The 13,219-nt window shown below is 75.5% G+C and carries 11 protein-coding genes; 9 read left to right on the forward strand and 2 right to left on the reverse strand.

The features are described 5' to 3' along the window. Positions 1-4 precede the first annotated feature (4 nt). The 4 genes from RDI86_RS02495 to RDI86_RS02510 all read left to right on the forward strand — a co-directional run bounded on the left by RDI86_RS02495 (position 5) and on the right by RDI86_RS02510 (position 5,416). On the forward strand, positions 5-1,747 hold the full coding sequence (locus RDI86_RS02495) for a DUF885 domain-containing protein (RefSeq protein ID WP_061267666.1): 1,743 nt from the start codon (positions 5-7) through the stop codon (positions 1,745-1,747). Between the two features lie 72 nt (positions 1,748-1,819). Then, entirely contained in the window at positions 1,820-2,740 is a 921-nt protein-coding gene (locus tag RDI86_RS02500; protein ID WP_061267665.1) for an AEC family transporter, read from the forward strand. A 35-nt stretch (positions 2,741-2,775) separates the two neighbouring features. Then, the gene (locus tag RDI86_RS02505) at positions 2,776-3,435 is read left to right on the forward strand and encodes a nucleoside triphosphate pyrophosphatase (protein WP_168945758.1); all 660 of its coding nucleotides are present in this window, start codon (positions 2,776-2,778) and stop codon (positions 3,433-3,435) included. Positions 3,436-3,616: 181 nt separating this feature from the next. Beyond that, complete coding sequence (locus RDI86_RS02510; RefSeq protein WP_233140235.1) at positions 3,617-5,416, forward strand: biotin carboxylase N-terminal domain-containing protein; 1,800 nt, start codon at positions 3,617-3,619, stop codon at positions 5,414-5,416. Positions 5,417-5,564: 148 nt separating this feature from the next. Here RDI86_RS02510 and RDI86_RS02515 read toward each other — a convergent pair whose 3' ends face one another. After that, entirely contained in the window at positions 5,565-6,863 is a 1,299-nt protein-coding gene (locus tag RDI86_RS02515) for an MFS transporter (protein WP_061267663.1), read from the reverse strand. Between the two features lie 108 nt (positions 6,864-6,971). Between RDI86_RS02515 and RDI86_RS02520 the strand changes: the two genes are divergently transcribed. The 4 genes from RDI86_RS02520 to RDI86_RS02535 all read left to right on the forward strand — a co-directional run bounded on the left by RDI86_RS02520 (position 6,972) and on the right by RDI86_RS02535 (position 10,751). After that, positions 6,972-7,508: an NUDIX domain-containing protein gene (locus RDI86_RS02520; RefSeq protein ID WP_374990513.1), complete on the forward strand. Its 537-nt coding sequence runs from the start codon at positions 6,972-6,974 to the stop codon at positions 7,506-7,508. 91 nt (positions 7,509-7,599) lie between these two features. Beyond that, a complete protein-coding gene (locus RDI86_RS02525; protein WP_308820621.1) occupies positions 7,600-9,612 on the forward strand; it encodes an endonuclease/exonuclease/phosphatase family protein in 2,013 nt (670 codons plus the stop codon). 82 nt (positions 9,613-9,694) lie between these two features. Continuing rightward, entirely contained in the window at positions 9,695-10,168 is a 474-nt protein-coding gene (locus RDI86_RS02530) for a hypothetical protein (protein WP_034653947.1), read from the forward strand. 1 nt (position 10,169) lies between these two features. After that, the gene (locus RDI86_RS02535) at positions 10,170-10,751 is read left to right on the forward strand and encodes a shikimate kinase (RefSeq protein WP_308820622.1); all 582 of its coding nucleotides are present in this window, start codon (positions 10,170-10,172) and stop codon (positions 10,749-10,751) included. Positions 10,752-10,781: 30 nt separating this feature from the next. On the opposite strand, the gene RDI86_RS02540 is transcribed toward RDI86_RS02535, so the two are convergent. After that, positions 10,782-12,221, reverse strand: coding sequence for an NAD(P)H-quinone dehydrogenase (locus tag RDI86_RS02540; protein WP_143311159.1), 1,440 nt, complete (start codon positions 12,219-12,221; stop codon positions 10,782-10,784). 145 nt (positions 12,222-12,366) lie between these two features. Between RDI86_RS02540 and RDI86_RS02545 the strand changes: the two genes are divergently transcribed. After that, positions 12,367-13,218: a purine-nucleoside phosphorylase gene (locus RDI86_RS02545; RefSeq protein ID WP_031316850.1), complete on the forward strand. Its 852-nt coding sequence runs from the start codon at positions 12,367-12,369 to the stop codon at positions 13,216-13,218. The last annotated feature ends 1 nt before the right edge of the window (position 13,219 follow it).

The raw sequence follows: 13,219 nt of genomic DNA on the forward strand, positions 1-13,219 counted from the left end.
CCGGGTGAGCGACACCACCACCACCCCCGCCGGCGCCTCCGCCGGGACCCCCGACCGCACTCCCACGCCGATCGACGCCGTCGCCGAGGCGTACGTCACGCAGGTCGCCGAGCTCGACCCGCTGGCCGCCACCTCGATGGGCCTGTCCGGCTACGACCACCTCGTCACCGACCTGTCCCCCGCCGGGCACGAGGCGCGCGCCGAGGCCGACCGCGCGGTGCTGCGCGAGCTCGACGGTCTCGAGCCGGTCGACGACGTCGACCGCGTCACCCTCGCGGCGATGCGCGAGCGCATCGGCCTGCAGCTCGAGCTGCACGAGGCCGGCGAGCCGCTCGCGAGCCTCAACAACATCGCGTCGCCCGTGCAGGAGCTGCGCGACGTCTTCGACATCATGCCGACGGGCACGGTCGAGGCGTGGGAGAACATCGCGGCCCGCCTGAACGGCCTTCCCGGCGCGATCGACGGCTACATGGCGTCGCTCGCGGAGGCGGCGTCGCGCGGCAACGTCGCCGCGATCCGCCAGGTGCGGATCGGCGTGGCGCAGTCACGCGAGCTCGCCGACCCGCAGGGCTCCTTCTTCACGACGTTCGTCTCGGGCCCCGAGGCCGACGCCGTCCTCGACGACTCCGCCGCGTGCTCGCTCGTGCGCAAGGAGCTCGAGCACGGCGCCGCCGCCGCGCGCGAGGCGTACGGCCGGCTCGCGGACTTCCTCGAGACGACCCTCGCCCCGCAGGCCCGCACCGAGGACGCCGTCGGCCGCGAGCGCTACGCCCTCTTCTCGCGCACGTTCCTCGGCGCCGAGGTCGACCTCGACGAGACGTACGCGTGGGGTCTGGAGGAGCTCGCGCGCGTCGTCGCGGAGCAGGAGGAGATCGCGCGCCGCATCGCCGGCCCCGGCGCGAGCGTCGAGGACGCGGTCGCGGCGCTGGACGCCGACCCGAGCCGCAAGCTGCTCGGCACGGACGCGCTCAAGGCCTGGATGCAGGAGACCTCGGACGCCGCGGTCACCGCGCTGAACGGCGTCCACTTCGACATCCCGGCGCCGGTGCTCGACCTCGAGTGCATGATCGCGCCGACGCAGACCGGCGGGATCTACTACACCCCGCCGAGCGACGACTTCTCCCGCCCGGGCCGCATGTGGTGGTCCGTGCCCGCGGACGTCACCGAGTTCAACACGTGGCGCGAGAAGACGACCGTCTACCACGAGGGCGTCCCCGGCCACCACCTGCAGTGCGGCCAGGCCGTGTACGCGCGCGCGACGCTCAACACGTGGCGCCGCCTCGCGTGCTGGGTCTCGGGCCACGGCGAGGGCTGGGCCCTGTACGCGGAGCGCCTCATGGCGGACCTCGGGTTCCTCGACGACGACGGCGACCGCCTCGGCATGCTCGACGCGCAGCGCATGCGTGCCGCGCGCGTCGTGCTCGACATCGGCGTGCACCTCGGGCTCCCCGCCCCGCAGGAGTGGGGCGGTGGCACGTGGGACGCCGACAAGGCGCTCGCGTTCCTGCGCGCGAACGTCAACATGCCCGACTCGTTCGTGCGGTTCGAGCTCGACCGCTACCTCGGCTGGCCGGGGCAGGCGCCGTCGTACAAGGTCGGGCAGCGCCTGTGGGAGGCCACGCGCGACGACGCGCGCGCCGCGGCGCAGTCCCGCGGCGAGCAGTTCGACGCGAAGGCGTTCCACGAGCGTGCGCTCAACCTCGGCTCCGTGGGCCTCGACGTGCTGCGCGACGCGCTCTCGTCGTGACCCCCGCGCACGGCCGGCCCGGGACGGCGGCGCGCCGTCCCGGGCCGGTGGGCGCCCGGGTGCTCTGAGCCCATGGGCGCCGTCCTCACCGGCTTCGCGGTCATCGCCGTCGTCGTGGCCGCCGGGTACGTCACCGCACGTCTCGACGTCGGGGGCCCTGACGCACGGACCGCGCTCAACCGCGTCGGATTCTTCGTCGCGAGCCCGGCGCTGCTGTTCACCGTCCTCGCCCGGGCCGACGTCGGCGCGCTGTTCCATGCGCCCCTCGCGGTGGCCGCGACCTCCGCCGTCGTCACGGCCGGCGTCTTCGTGGCCGTCGACCGGCTCTGGCTGCGGCTGCCAGCCCCGGAGGCGACGGTCGGCGTCGTCGGCTCGGGATACGTGAACGCGAACAACATCGGCCTGCCCGTCGCGGTCTACGTGCTGGGCGACGCGACGGCCGTCGTGCCGGTGCTCCTGCTCCAGCTCCTCGTGCTCGCGCCGCTCACGCTGCTCGTGCTCGACGCGACGACGACCGGACGGACGTCGTGGCGGCTCGTGCTCGCCCAGCCCGTGCGCAACCCGATCATCCTCGGGTCGCTCGCGGGCGCCGTCGTCTCCGTGAGCGGCTGGACGCCGCCGGTCGCGGTCATGGCCCCGCTCGACATCCTCGGCGGCGCCGCGATCCCCATGATCCTGCTCGCGTTCGGCATGTCGCTGCACGGCACGCGCCCGCTCCGGCGCGGCGAGCCGCGCGCGGCCGTCGGCGTCGCGAGCGCCGCGAAGCTCGTCGTGATGCCGGTGGTCGCGTTCGTCGTCGCCCGGCTCGTGCTCGGGCTCGACGACGCGGCCGTCGCCTCGGCGGTCACGCTCGCCGCGCTGCCCACCGCGCAGAACGTCTACAACTACGCGGCACGGTTCGGGCGCGGCGAGATCCTCGCGCGCGACACGATCCTCGTCACGACGGTCGGCTCGCCCGTCGTGCTCCTCGCTGCCGCGCTGCTCCTGGCGTAGCCGGGGCCGCGAGCCGCGCCGGGTAGTCTGCGCGGGTGCTCCGACTGCTCCTCGCCTCCCGCTCCCCCGCCCGCCTCGCGACGCTCCGTGCGGCCGGCGTCGACCCGCTGGTGCGCGTGTCCGGGGTCGACGAGGACGCCGTGCTGCGCGACGCCGCCGCGGAACGTGGTGGGCTCGCGCCCGTCGACGCCGTGCTCGTGCTCGCGCGCGCCAAGGCGGAGGAGGTCGTGCGCACGCTCGACGCGACCGCACCAGGGACGCCGGAGGACGACGCCGCGCTGCTCGTCGGGTGCGACTCGATGCTCGAGCTCGACGGCGAGGTGCTCGGCAAGCCCGCCGACGCGGACGACGCGCGCGCCCGCTGGCGCGCCATGCGCGGCCGGGCCGGCGTCCTGCACACCGGGCACTGGCTCGTGGACCTGCGCCCGGCCGACGCCGGGGGGACGGGTGCGGCGGTGGGCGCGACGAGCTCGACCGTCGTGCACTTCGCCGACCTCGCCGACGACGAGATCGACGCCTACGTCGCCACCGGCGAGCCGCTCCACGTGGCCGGCGCGTTCACGGTCGACGGCCTCGGCGGCCCGTACGTCGAGCGGATCGAGGGCGACCACCACGGCGTCGTCGGGATCAGCCTGCCGCTCGTGCGGTCGCTCCTGCGCGAGGTCGGCGTGGCCTGGCACGCGCTGCGCGCCTGACGCGCTGCGCGGCGCCCGTTGTCGAGGCCGGACAACGCCGCGCACCTCACGGAGCCCAGGGACGGGCCGCTATGGAGGTTTCCGACAACCGCCCTCGGCGCGGCTTGGTTCGTTCTCCAATCTTGTCCGGTACCGCGCGCAGGAGCGTGAACCGCGCCGTGCGCACGCGTTACCGTGAGCCGTGCCCGCGAACCCCACCCGCCCCCTGAGCAAGGTCCTCGTCGCCAACCGTGGCGAGATCGCCGTCCGGATCGTGCGCGCGTGCGCCGACGCCGGCATCGCGTCCGTCGCGGTCTACGCCGACCCCGACCGCCAGGCCCTGCACGTGCACCTCGCCGACGAGGCGTTCGCGCTCGGCGGCACGCGCGCGGCCGAGACCTACCTCGACATCGCGAAGCTGCTCGACGTCGCGCGCCGCTCCGGCGCCGACGCCGTGCACCCCGGGTACGGCTTCCTCGCCGAGAACGCCGAGTTCGCGCAGGCCGTGCTCGACGCCGGGCTCGTCTGGATCGGCCCGCCGCCCGCCGCGATCGACGCGCTCGGCGACAAGGTCAGCGCCCGCCACATCGCGCACCGTGCGGGCGCCCCCCTCGTGCCCGGCACGCCCGACCCGGTCGCCGATGCGAGCGAGGTCCACGCGTTCGCGGCCGAGCACGGGCTGCCCATCGCGATCAAGGCAGCGTTCGGCGGCGGGGGCCGCGGCCTCAAGGTCGCGCGCACCACCGACGAGATCGACGAGCTCTACGAGTCCGCCGTCCGCGAGGCGACCGCGGCGTTCGGGCGCGGCGAGTGCTTCGTCGAGCGGTACCTCGACACCCCCCGGCACGTCGAGACCCAGTGCCTCGCCGACGAGCACGGCACGGTCGTCGTCGTCTCCACGCGCGACTGCTCGCTCCAGCGTCGCCACCAGAAGCTCGTCGAGGAGGCTCCCGCGCCGTTCCTCAGCGCCGCGCAGGAGGCCGAGCTGTACAAGGCGTCCGAGGCGATCCTCCGGGAGGCCGGGTACGTGGGCGCCGGGACGTGCGAGTTCCTCGTGGGCGCCGACGGCACCATCTCCTTCCTCGAGGTCAACACCCGCCTGCAGGTCGAGCACCCCGTCTCCGAGGAGGTCACCGGCATCGACCTCGTGCGCGAGCAGCTGCGCATCGCCGCCGGGGAGCCGCTCGGGTACACCTCCACGCAGGTGCGCGGCCACTCGATCGAGTTCCGCATCAACGGCGAGGACCCGGCGGCCAACTTCCTCCCCGCCCCGGGGCGCATCACGCGCCTGCGCTTCCCGTCCGGGCCGGGCGTGCGCGTCGACTCCGGCGTCGTCGAGGGCGACACGATCTCCGGCGCGTTCGACTCGATGATCGCCAAGCTCGTCGTCACCGGCGCCACGCGCGAGCAGGCCGTCCAGCGCGCCCGCCGCGCCCTGCGCGAGCTCGAGGTCGAGGGCATCCCGACCGTCGTCCCGTTCCACCGGGCCGTGCTCGACGCCGAGGCGTTCGTCCCCACCGACGACGAGCCGTTCCGCGTGCACACCCGGTGGATCGAGACCGAGTTCGCCGACCGGCTCGCCACGCTCGCGCCCGCTCCCGCCGCGCCCGCGGACGAGGACGACGAGCCGCTCGCGACCGAGCGCGTCGTCGTCGAGGTCGGCGGCAAGCGGCTCGAGGTCGTGCTGCCCGCCGGGCTCGGCATGGCCGCCGGGCGTGCCCGCACCGCGAACGCCGCCCGCCGCCCCGCGCGTCGCAGCGCCGCGAAGTCCAACGGCGGCGGGTCGGGCACGACGCTCGCGTCGCCCATGCAGGGCACCATCGTCAAGGTCGCCGTGGCCGACGGCACCCAGGTCGCCGAGGGCGACCTCGTCGTCGTGCTCGAGGCGATGAAGATGGAGCAGCCCCTCCTCGCCCACCGCGCCGGCACCGTCCGTTCGCTCTCGGCGACCGCGGGCGCGAGCGTCAGCTCGGGCACCGCCATCTGCGAGATCGTCGACTGACCTGCGCGTCCCGCCCCGGCACCTTGTCGGGGTGGACGCGGTCGTCCCGAGATCGGCACCTCCGACCGAGCTCGGCACCCGAGGTCGAGTTCGGTAGCACCGACTGCCGATCCTGACCGCGGGTGCCGAGCTCGCCGTCTGCCTGCTGTCAGCCGGGCTGGGCGGCGGCGCGCATCGCCCGCCGTCCCGAGGGCAGCGCGACGGCGACGGTCACGACCACGAACATGAGGACCCCGGAGACGACGAGCAACGACTCGACGGAGAAGCGGTCCGCGAGCGGGCCGAACACGACCATGCCGAGCGGCATCGAGACCGCCATGACGATGCCGACGAACCCGAAGACCCGGCCCTGGCGCTCCGGCTCGACGGTCTCCTGGAGCACGGTCATCGACGTCGTGGAGAAGGGCGGCACGGAGAGCCCGAGCAGGAACATGAAGACGAAGAACACCCACATGTTCGTCGAGACGCCCATCGCGACCGACAGCAGGCCGAAGACGAACGTCGAGCCGACGATCATCGCGATCCGGTTCTTGAGGCCGCCCCACGTCGCGAGCAGCACGCCCCCGAGGAGCATCCCGACGGAGAACGCGACCTCGTTGACAGTGAGCTTCCAGACCTCCTCGCCGAAGGTGCGCGCGACCATGAGCGGCGTGAGGTACGACGGCGCGACGATGAGCAGGAACACGACGGCGTAGAGGCCCAGCACCCACCGGACGAACGGGTGCGACCCGAGGTAGCGGAACCCTTCGACGAGGTCGTCGAAGTACCCGGCGCGCTCACCCGCGGCGGCGCGCGCGAGGGTCGGGACGGGCACGAGCAGGAGGAGCCCGATCCCGATCGCGGCGGTGACGACGTCGACGAAGAACACGGCGACCAGGGACAGGCTCGCGTACAGGGCCGCAGCGACCGCGGGGGCGAGGAGCATCATCGCGGACTGGATCGACTGGTTGATGCCGTTGACCCGCAGGAGCCTGCTCGTGGGCACGATCTGCGGGAGCAGCGCCGCGACGGCCGGGGTCTGGACGCCGGCGCCCGTCGAGCGGACGGCCAGCGCGGCGTAGATGAGCCAGAGGTCGTCGGCCCCACCCAGCATGAGGAGCGCGAGCGCGAGCGTCGTCACGGCGATCGTGGCGTCGGCGGCGATCACGAGCACCTTGCGGTTCACCCGGTCCGCCCACACGCCGCCGAAGATGGAGACGACGGCCTGCGGCAGGAACCCGAACAGCGTGCTCAGCGCGAGCACCGAGCCGGACTTGGTCTCGATCGTCAGGTGCCACATGACGGCGTACTGGACGAGCATCGAGCCGAACAGGGAGACCGTCTGCCCCGAGAGGAACACCGCGGTGTCCCGGCGCCACCGGGGCCGGGCGAGCGTGTCGTCCTCGGCGGGACGGTCGACGGCGTCCGCGGGCGCGGCGTCGGTGTTCTCGTACGGCGTATGGCTCACCCGGACATCGTGCCGGGCGCCACCCACACGGTCCACGGAATTCGCCGACGGCGCACCGCCGCGCGCGGCGGGGCACGGCACCGGGCTGGCAGCATGGGGCTCGTGACGATCCCGACCGCCCCCCGCGACCCCGACGAGCCGCCGACCCGGCTCCCCCGCCACCTCCAGCCGGGCGACGGCTGGGTCGAGTGCGCGTGCGGACGTCGGCACTGGGGGCTGTTCGGGGCGGCCGGGCTGCTGCTCGCCCGGCGCGACGGCACCGGGCGGCCGACCGACGTCGTGCTCCAGCACCGGGCCCCGTGGTCCGACCAGGGCGGGACGTGGGGCGTGCCGGGGGGCGCCGTCGGGCCGGACGAGACCGCCGCGCAGGGAGCCCTGCGCGAGGCGGAGGAGGAGGCAGGGATCGACCCCGCGACCGTGCGCGTCGTGGGCGAGCGCGTGCTCGACCACGGCCCGTGGCGGTACACGACGGTCCTCGCCGAGGTCGTGGACGGCACGCCGGTCGAGCCGCGTGCGACCGACGCCGAGAGCATCGAGGTCCGGTGGGTCCCCGTCGACGACGTCGCGGGCCTCGACCTCCTCCCGGCCTTCGCGGACGCCTGGCCGGGGCTGCGTGCCCTGCTCGAGGGCCCGTCCGAGGACTGAGGGCCCGGGCGGCGTCCCGAGCACCGACGCCGCCCGCCCGCACGCCGGCCGTCCTGTGCCGCGCGCGCCCGGGGCGGTAGCGTCACACCTCGTGAACCCCGCGCCGGCCCCCGTCGTCCCGCGCGACCGCGCCGACCTCGCCCTCCTGCTCCTCGTCGTCACGGTCACGGCGACGGTGGTCGAGCTCGTGCGGTCGAGCGGCCCGCTGCTCGACCACGCGTTCTCCGCGGGGGTCGTCACCGTGGCCCTGACGGCCCTCGCGACGTACGCGGCGCCGGGGCTGCTCGTCGCGATGATCGCCGCGCGGCTCGAGCTCACCGGCCGCGTCGTGCTGCTCGCCGTCTCCGCGCTCGTCGTGGCGCGGCTCGTGCTCCAGGGGCTCGGCACGGCGATCGCCTCGGGCGCGGACCTCGGGCTCGTCCGGTACGGCGTGGGCCTGGCGACCGTCGCGCTCGGGATCGGCGTGCTCGTCCTCGTGGCGGGGTTCGTGAGCGGCGCCCGCCCCGGCGCGGCCGACGGCCTCGCGCGGGGCCGCCTCGTGGCCCTGGGCGTCGTGCTCGGCGCGCTCCTCGCCGCGGCGCTGAGCGCGGCCCTGGGCACGTGGGACGCCTACTGGCGGGTCGACGTCGGCGCGTGGGTCGTGACGGTCGTCGTCACGGGGGCGGCGCTCGCCTGCGCGTGGGTGCTGCGCGGGCGCGACGCCGTGCCGGGGTCGCGCGGGCTGTGGGTGCTCGGCCCGTTCGTCGCGCTCGCCGTGCAGGTGCTGGTCAACCCGGCGTTCGCGGCGGCGCAGACGGGGGTCGCGCTCCCGTTCGCGGTCGCCGGGCTCGCCGTCGCCGCGCTGCTCACGGCCTGGGCCGTCCCGCGACCCGCGCGGTCCCGGCCCGGTGTGTGGCTCCCGCCCGCGGTGCTCGTGGTGGGCGTCGCCGTCGTCCTGCTCGCGGTCCCCCGGGTCGACGGGCCGGGCGCGTGGGGCTGGGTGCTCCTCGCCCTGCTCGTGCTGCTGGTCCCGGTCGCGGGGCGCACGCTCGCCCTCGCGCTGACCGGCCCGGCGCTGCCGCTCACGTGGCTCCGGCTCGCCGGCGCCGCGAGCGCCGCGGGTCTCGGCGTCGCCGTCCCGCTGCTGGGCTACCAGCTCGAGTACGACGTGCCGCTGCCGTTCCCTCACACCCTGCTGCCCGTCGCGGCCGCGCTCGCGGTGGCCGTCCCCGCCGTGGTCGCGGGGAGGCGTGCGCACCGCGCCGCGCCGACCCCGGACGACGAGCGGCCCGCCCCTCGGGAGCGCGGGCCGCTCGCACTCGCCCTCGGGGGCGCGGTCGCGCTGCTCGCGCTCGTCGGCGTCACCCAGGTCCACGTGCCGACGACGACGTCCGCCGTCGCCGACTACCCGGTGGGCGACCCCCGGCTGCTGGACTGGAACCTGCACTACGGCGTGAGCGCCGACCCGTCGGTCCGGCTCGACGAGATGGCGGCGACGATCACGGAGTCCGGGGCCGACGTCGTGACGCTCCAGGAGGTGTCCCGCGGCTGGGTGCTCGGCGGCGGTGCCGACATGGCGACGTACCTCGCGCGCGCGACCGGCATGCGGGTCGTCTTCGCGCCCGCGGCCGACCGCCAGTTCGGCAACGCGATCCTCTGGGACCCGCTGCGGGGCGACCTCACCGACGTCGTGCGCCACGCCCTCCCCTACGGGGCCGGCCCCCAGGAGCGCTCGGCCCTCTCCGCGACGGTCGACGCCGCGGGCGTCCCGGTGCGCGTCACGTCGGTGCACGTGCAGCACCGGGAGGAGAACACCCCGACCCGCCTCGACCAGCTCGACGCGCTCCTCGCCGCGGAGCCGGTCGAGGACGCGTACGTCCTGGCGGGCGACCTCAACGCGGAGCCCGGCTGGGACGAGATCTCCCTCCTCGAGGACGCCGGTCTCGAGAGCGGGCAGGACGTCGCGGGCGACCCCGCGGCGCTCACGTCGCCCGCCGTGGCCCCCGCGCACCGCATCGACTGGGTCCTCGGCTCCCCCGCGGTGACGTTCCGGTCGGTCGAGGTCCTCGACGTCACGACGTCCGACCACCGCCCGCTGCTCGCCGAGCTCCGCGCGCAGGACTGAGACCCGTCCCGACCGCCCCCGCCCGGGATCCCGGCGCCCGCGGCCCGACCCGGGCGCGGGGCGGCGGGGTTAGGGTCGACGGGTGCGCATCGAGCTGACCGTGACCGAGGCCGTCGAGATCGCCCGCGCGACGGGCGGTCTGCCGCCGTACGTGCGGTCGGTCGCGAGCGAGGGCGACGACGTGCGGGTCGTCGTCGACCTGCGCGAGGTGCCCGACCCGCCGTCGGCCCTCCGGCTCGCGGCCCGGCTCGTCCCGGTCGTCCGCGCGACGCTGCGCGTGGAGTCCGTCGTCGCGGGCACCGCGGTGCTCGCGGTCGAGGCGAGCGCGGCCGGCCTGCCCGCCCACAAGCTCCTCGGCTTCGTCGAGGCGCCGCTGCAGGGCGCGCTGCGCTCGCACGGCCTGCCCCCCGAGGCGGTGCGCGTGCTGCCCGAGGCGCGCGTCGCGGTCGACGTGCAGGCGCTCCTGGGCGGCGTGCTCGAGCACACGTTCCCCGGCTTCCAGCTCACCGAGCTCGCGTGGTCGGACGGGAGCCTGCGTCTCGACGGACGGCTCTGACGTGCCGGACGCTCGTCCCCCGGCGCCCGTCCTCGTCCTGCTCGGTCCCGCGGCGACCGGCAAGTCGACGCTCGGCGCGCTCGTCGCGCAGCGGCTCGGGGTGCCGTTCGTCGACCTCGACGCCGTGGCCGACCGCTACTACCCCGAGGTCGGCTGGAGCGTCGAGCGCCTCGTCGAGCGCGTCGGCGTGGTGGGCCGCGTGGCGGCCGAGCGCGAGTGGGAACCGGCCCGCGCGCACGCGACGGAGCGCGCGGTAGCGGAGCACCCGGGCTCGGTGCTGGCGCTCGGCGCGGGGCACGCGTCGTACACCGACCCCGCGCAGCTCGCCCGCGTCCGCGCCGCGCTCGCGTCCGTCCCGCACGTCGTCCTCGTGCTGCCGAGCACCGACCGCGAGCACGCGCTCGGCGTGCTGCGCGCCCGTTCCCTCGCCGCCAAGGGCACCGACTGGCGACCCGCGGGGCACGACTTCCTCGCCGAGTGGTTCGACGACCCGGGCACGCGGAGCCTCGCGCACCGCACGCTCGTCACGGGCACCGAGGACCCCGCCGCGAGCGCCCGTCGGCTGGTCGCCGCGCTCGGCTGAGGCACCGCGCCCGCCGGGACCGCCGAGTGCTCAGTCCTCCCGGTGGTGCAGCATGCGCGCCACCTCGGCGATCGAGCCGCTGAGCGACGGGTAGACGGTGAAGGCCGACGCGACGTCGTCGACCGTGAGGCGGTGCGAGACCGCGAGCGTGATGGGGAACACGAGCTCGCTCGCGCGCGGCGCGACGACCACGCCGCCCAGCACGACCCCCGCCTCCGGGTGGGCGAACAGCTTGACGAAGCCGTCGCGCATCCCGAGCATCTTGGCGCGCGGGTTGCGCGCGAGCGGCAGGACGGTCGTGACGTACTTGCTGCTCTGCGCCTTGAGCTGCTCCTCGCTGTACCCGACGGTCGCGATCTCGGGCGCGGTGAAGATGTTCGCCGCGACGGTGCGCAGCTTGATCGGCACGACGGCGTCGCCGAGCGCGTGCGACATGGCGACGCGGCCCTGCATCGCCGCGACGGACGCGAGGGGCAGCACGCCGGTGCAGTCGCCCGCGGCGTAGATCCCGCGCACCGACGTGCGCGACACCTTGTCGACCTCGACGTGCCCGCTGGGCGTGAGCCGGACCCCGGCCTCCTCGAGGCCGATGCCGCTCGTCGAGGGGATCGCGCCGACGGCGATGAGCACGTGCGAGCCCTCGACGACGCGGCCGTCGGAGAGCGTGACGCGCACGCCGTCCGCGGTGCGCTCGGCGGACTCGGCGCGCGAGCGGGACATGACCGTCATGCCGCGCGAGCGGAACACGCCCTCGAGCAGCTCGGCGGCGTCGGCGTCCTCGCCGGGGAGCACGCGGTCACGGCTCGACACGAGCACGACGTCCGAGCCCAGCGCGTTGTACGCGCCCGCGAACTCGGCGCCGGTGACGCCCGACCCCACGACGACGAGCCGCTCCGGGAGCTCGGAGAGGTTGTAGAGCTGCGTCCACGTGAGGATGCGCTCGCCGTCGGGCTGCGCGGTCGGGAGCACGCGTGGCGTCGCGCCGAGCGCGAGCAGGATGACGTCCGCGTCGAGCACGAGCGGGCCGTCGGTGCCGTCGGGCGCGTCGACCACGACGCGCTCGGGGCCGTCGAGCCGGCCCTCGCCGATGACGACGCGCACGCCCTCGCGCTCGAGCCGCGCGTGGATGTCGGCGGACTGCGCCGCCGCGAGCGCCATGACGCGCGTGTTCACGGCCTCGAGGTCGACGATGTGCCGCCGCATCGCGGGGTGCTGCGCCTTGGCCGTGTCGACGGGGAGGCGGATGCCGAGCTCGGCGGCGCGCTCGGCGATCGTCATCCAGTCGGCGGTGGCGATGAGCGTCTTCGAGGGCACGACGTCCGTCAGGACGGCCGCGCCGCCGAGCCCGTGGCGCTCGACGACGGTGACGTCGGCGCCGAGGCGACGGGCGACGAGGGCGGCCTCGTAGCCGCCGGGCCCACCCCCCACGACGACGATGCGGGTGCTGTCCGGGGCGGTCGAGGAGTCCATGCTCACGTGCGTCACGCCGGACATTCTGTCAGGCCGTCGCATCCCTCGGTGTCAGCATGCGAGACGTCGCGGCAGGTCCGGCGCGCCGCACGGGACGGCGGTGCTCGTCAGGTCGCGGGCCCGGGGACGGACTAGCCTTGCGACCATGACGACGACGCCTCCGAGCACACCCCCGCTCGACGATCCCGCGACCGACCCCTTCCTCGTGGCCCGGGCCGCGGCCGACCACATCGCGCAGGCCACCGGGGTCGAGGGCCACGACATGGCCCTCGTGCTCGGGTCGGGCTGGGGCGGCGCCGCGGAGCTGCTCGGCGAGGTCGTCGCGGAGGTCCCGACGCACGAGATCCCCGGCTTCTCCGCACCCGCGGTCGCGGGACACCTCTCGGTGACGCGGTCCATCCGGGTCGAGCGCGCCGACGGCTCGGTGCGGCACGCCCTCGTGCTCGGCTCGCGCACGCACCTGTACGAGGGCAAGGGGGTGCGCGCCGTCGTGCACGGCGTGCGCACGGCCGCCGCGACGGGCGCGGAGACGCTCATCCTCACGAACGGCTGCGGCGGGCTCAACCAGGAGTGGGGCGCGGGCACGCCCGTCCTCCTCTCCGACCACATCAACCTCACGGCCCGCAGCCCTCTGGAGGGGCCGACGTTCGTCGACCTGACCGACGTGTACTCGCCGCGCCTGCGCGAGCTCGCGCACCGCGTCGACCCGACGCTCCCCGAGGGCGTGTACGCCCAGTTCCCCGGGCCGCACTACGAGACGCCCGCCGAGGTCCGGATGGCCGGGATCCTCGGCGCCGACCTCGTGGGCATGTCCACGACGCTCGAGGCCATCGCGGCCCGGCACTGCGGCCTGGAGGTGCTCGGCGTCTCGCTCGTGACGAACCTCGCCGCCGGGATCAGCCCGACGCCGCTCTCCCACGCCGAGGTGATCGAGGCCGGCCAGGCCGCGGGACCCCGGATCAGCGCCCTCCTGGCCGACATCGCGAAGCTGGTGTGAC

The sequence above is a fragment of the Cellulosimicrobium sp. XJ-DQ-B-000 genome, assembly GCF_031119065.1.
GTDB lineage: Bacteria > Actinomycetota > Actinomycetes > Actinomycetales > Cellulomonadaceae > Cellulosimicrobium > Cellulosimicrobium funkei.

Coding starts and splice junctions, on each gene's coding strand:
- RDI86_RS02500 (WP_061267665.1), top strand. CDS start 1,820: ATGGGCGCCGTCCTCACCGGCTTCGCGGTCATCGCCGTCGTCGTGGCC.
- RDI86_RS02540 (WP_143311159.1), bottom strand. CDS start 12,221: ATGGACTCCTCGACCGCCCCGGACAGCACCCGCATCGTCGTCGTGGGG.
- RDI86_RS02545 (WP_031316850.1), top strand. CDS start 12,367: ATGACGACGACGCCTCCGAGCACACCCCCGCTCGACGATCCCGCGACC.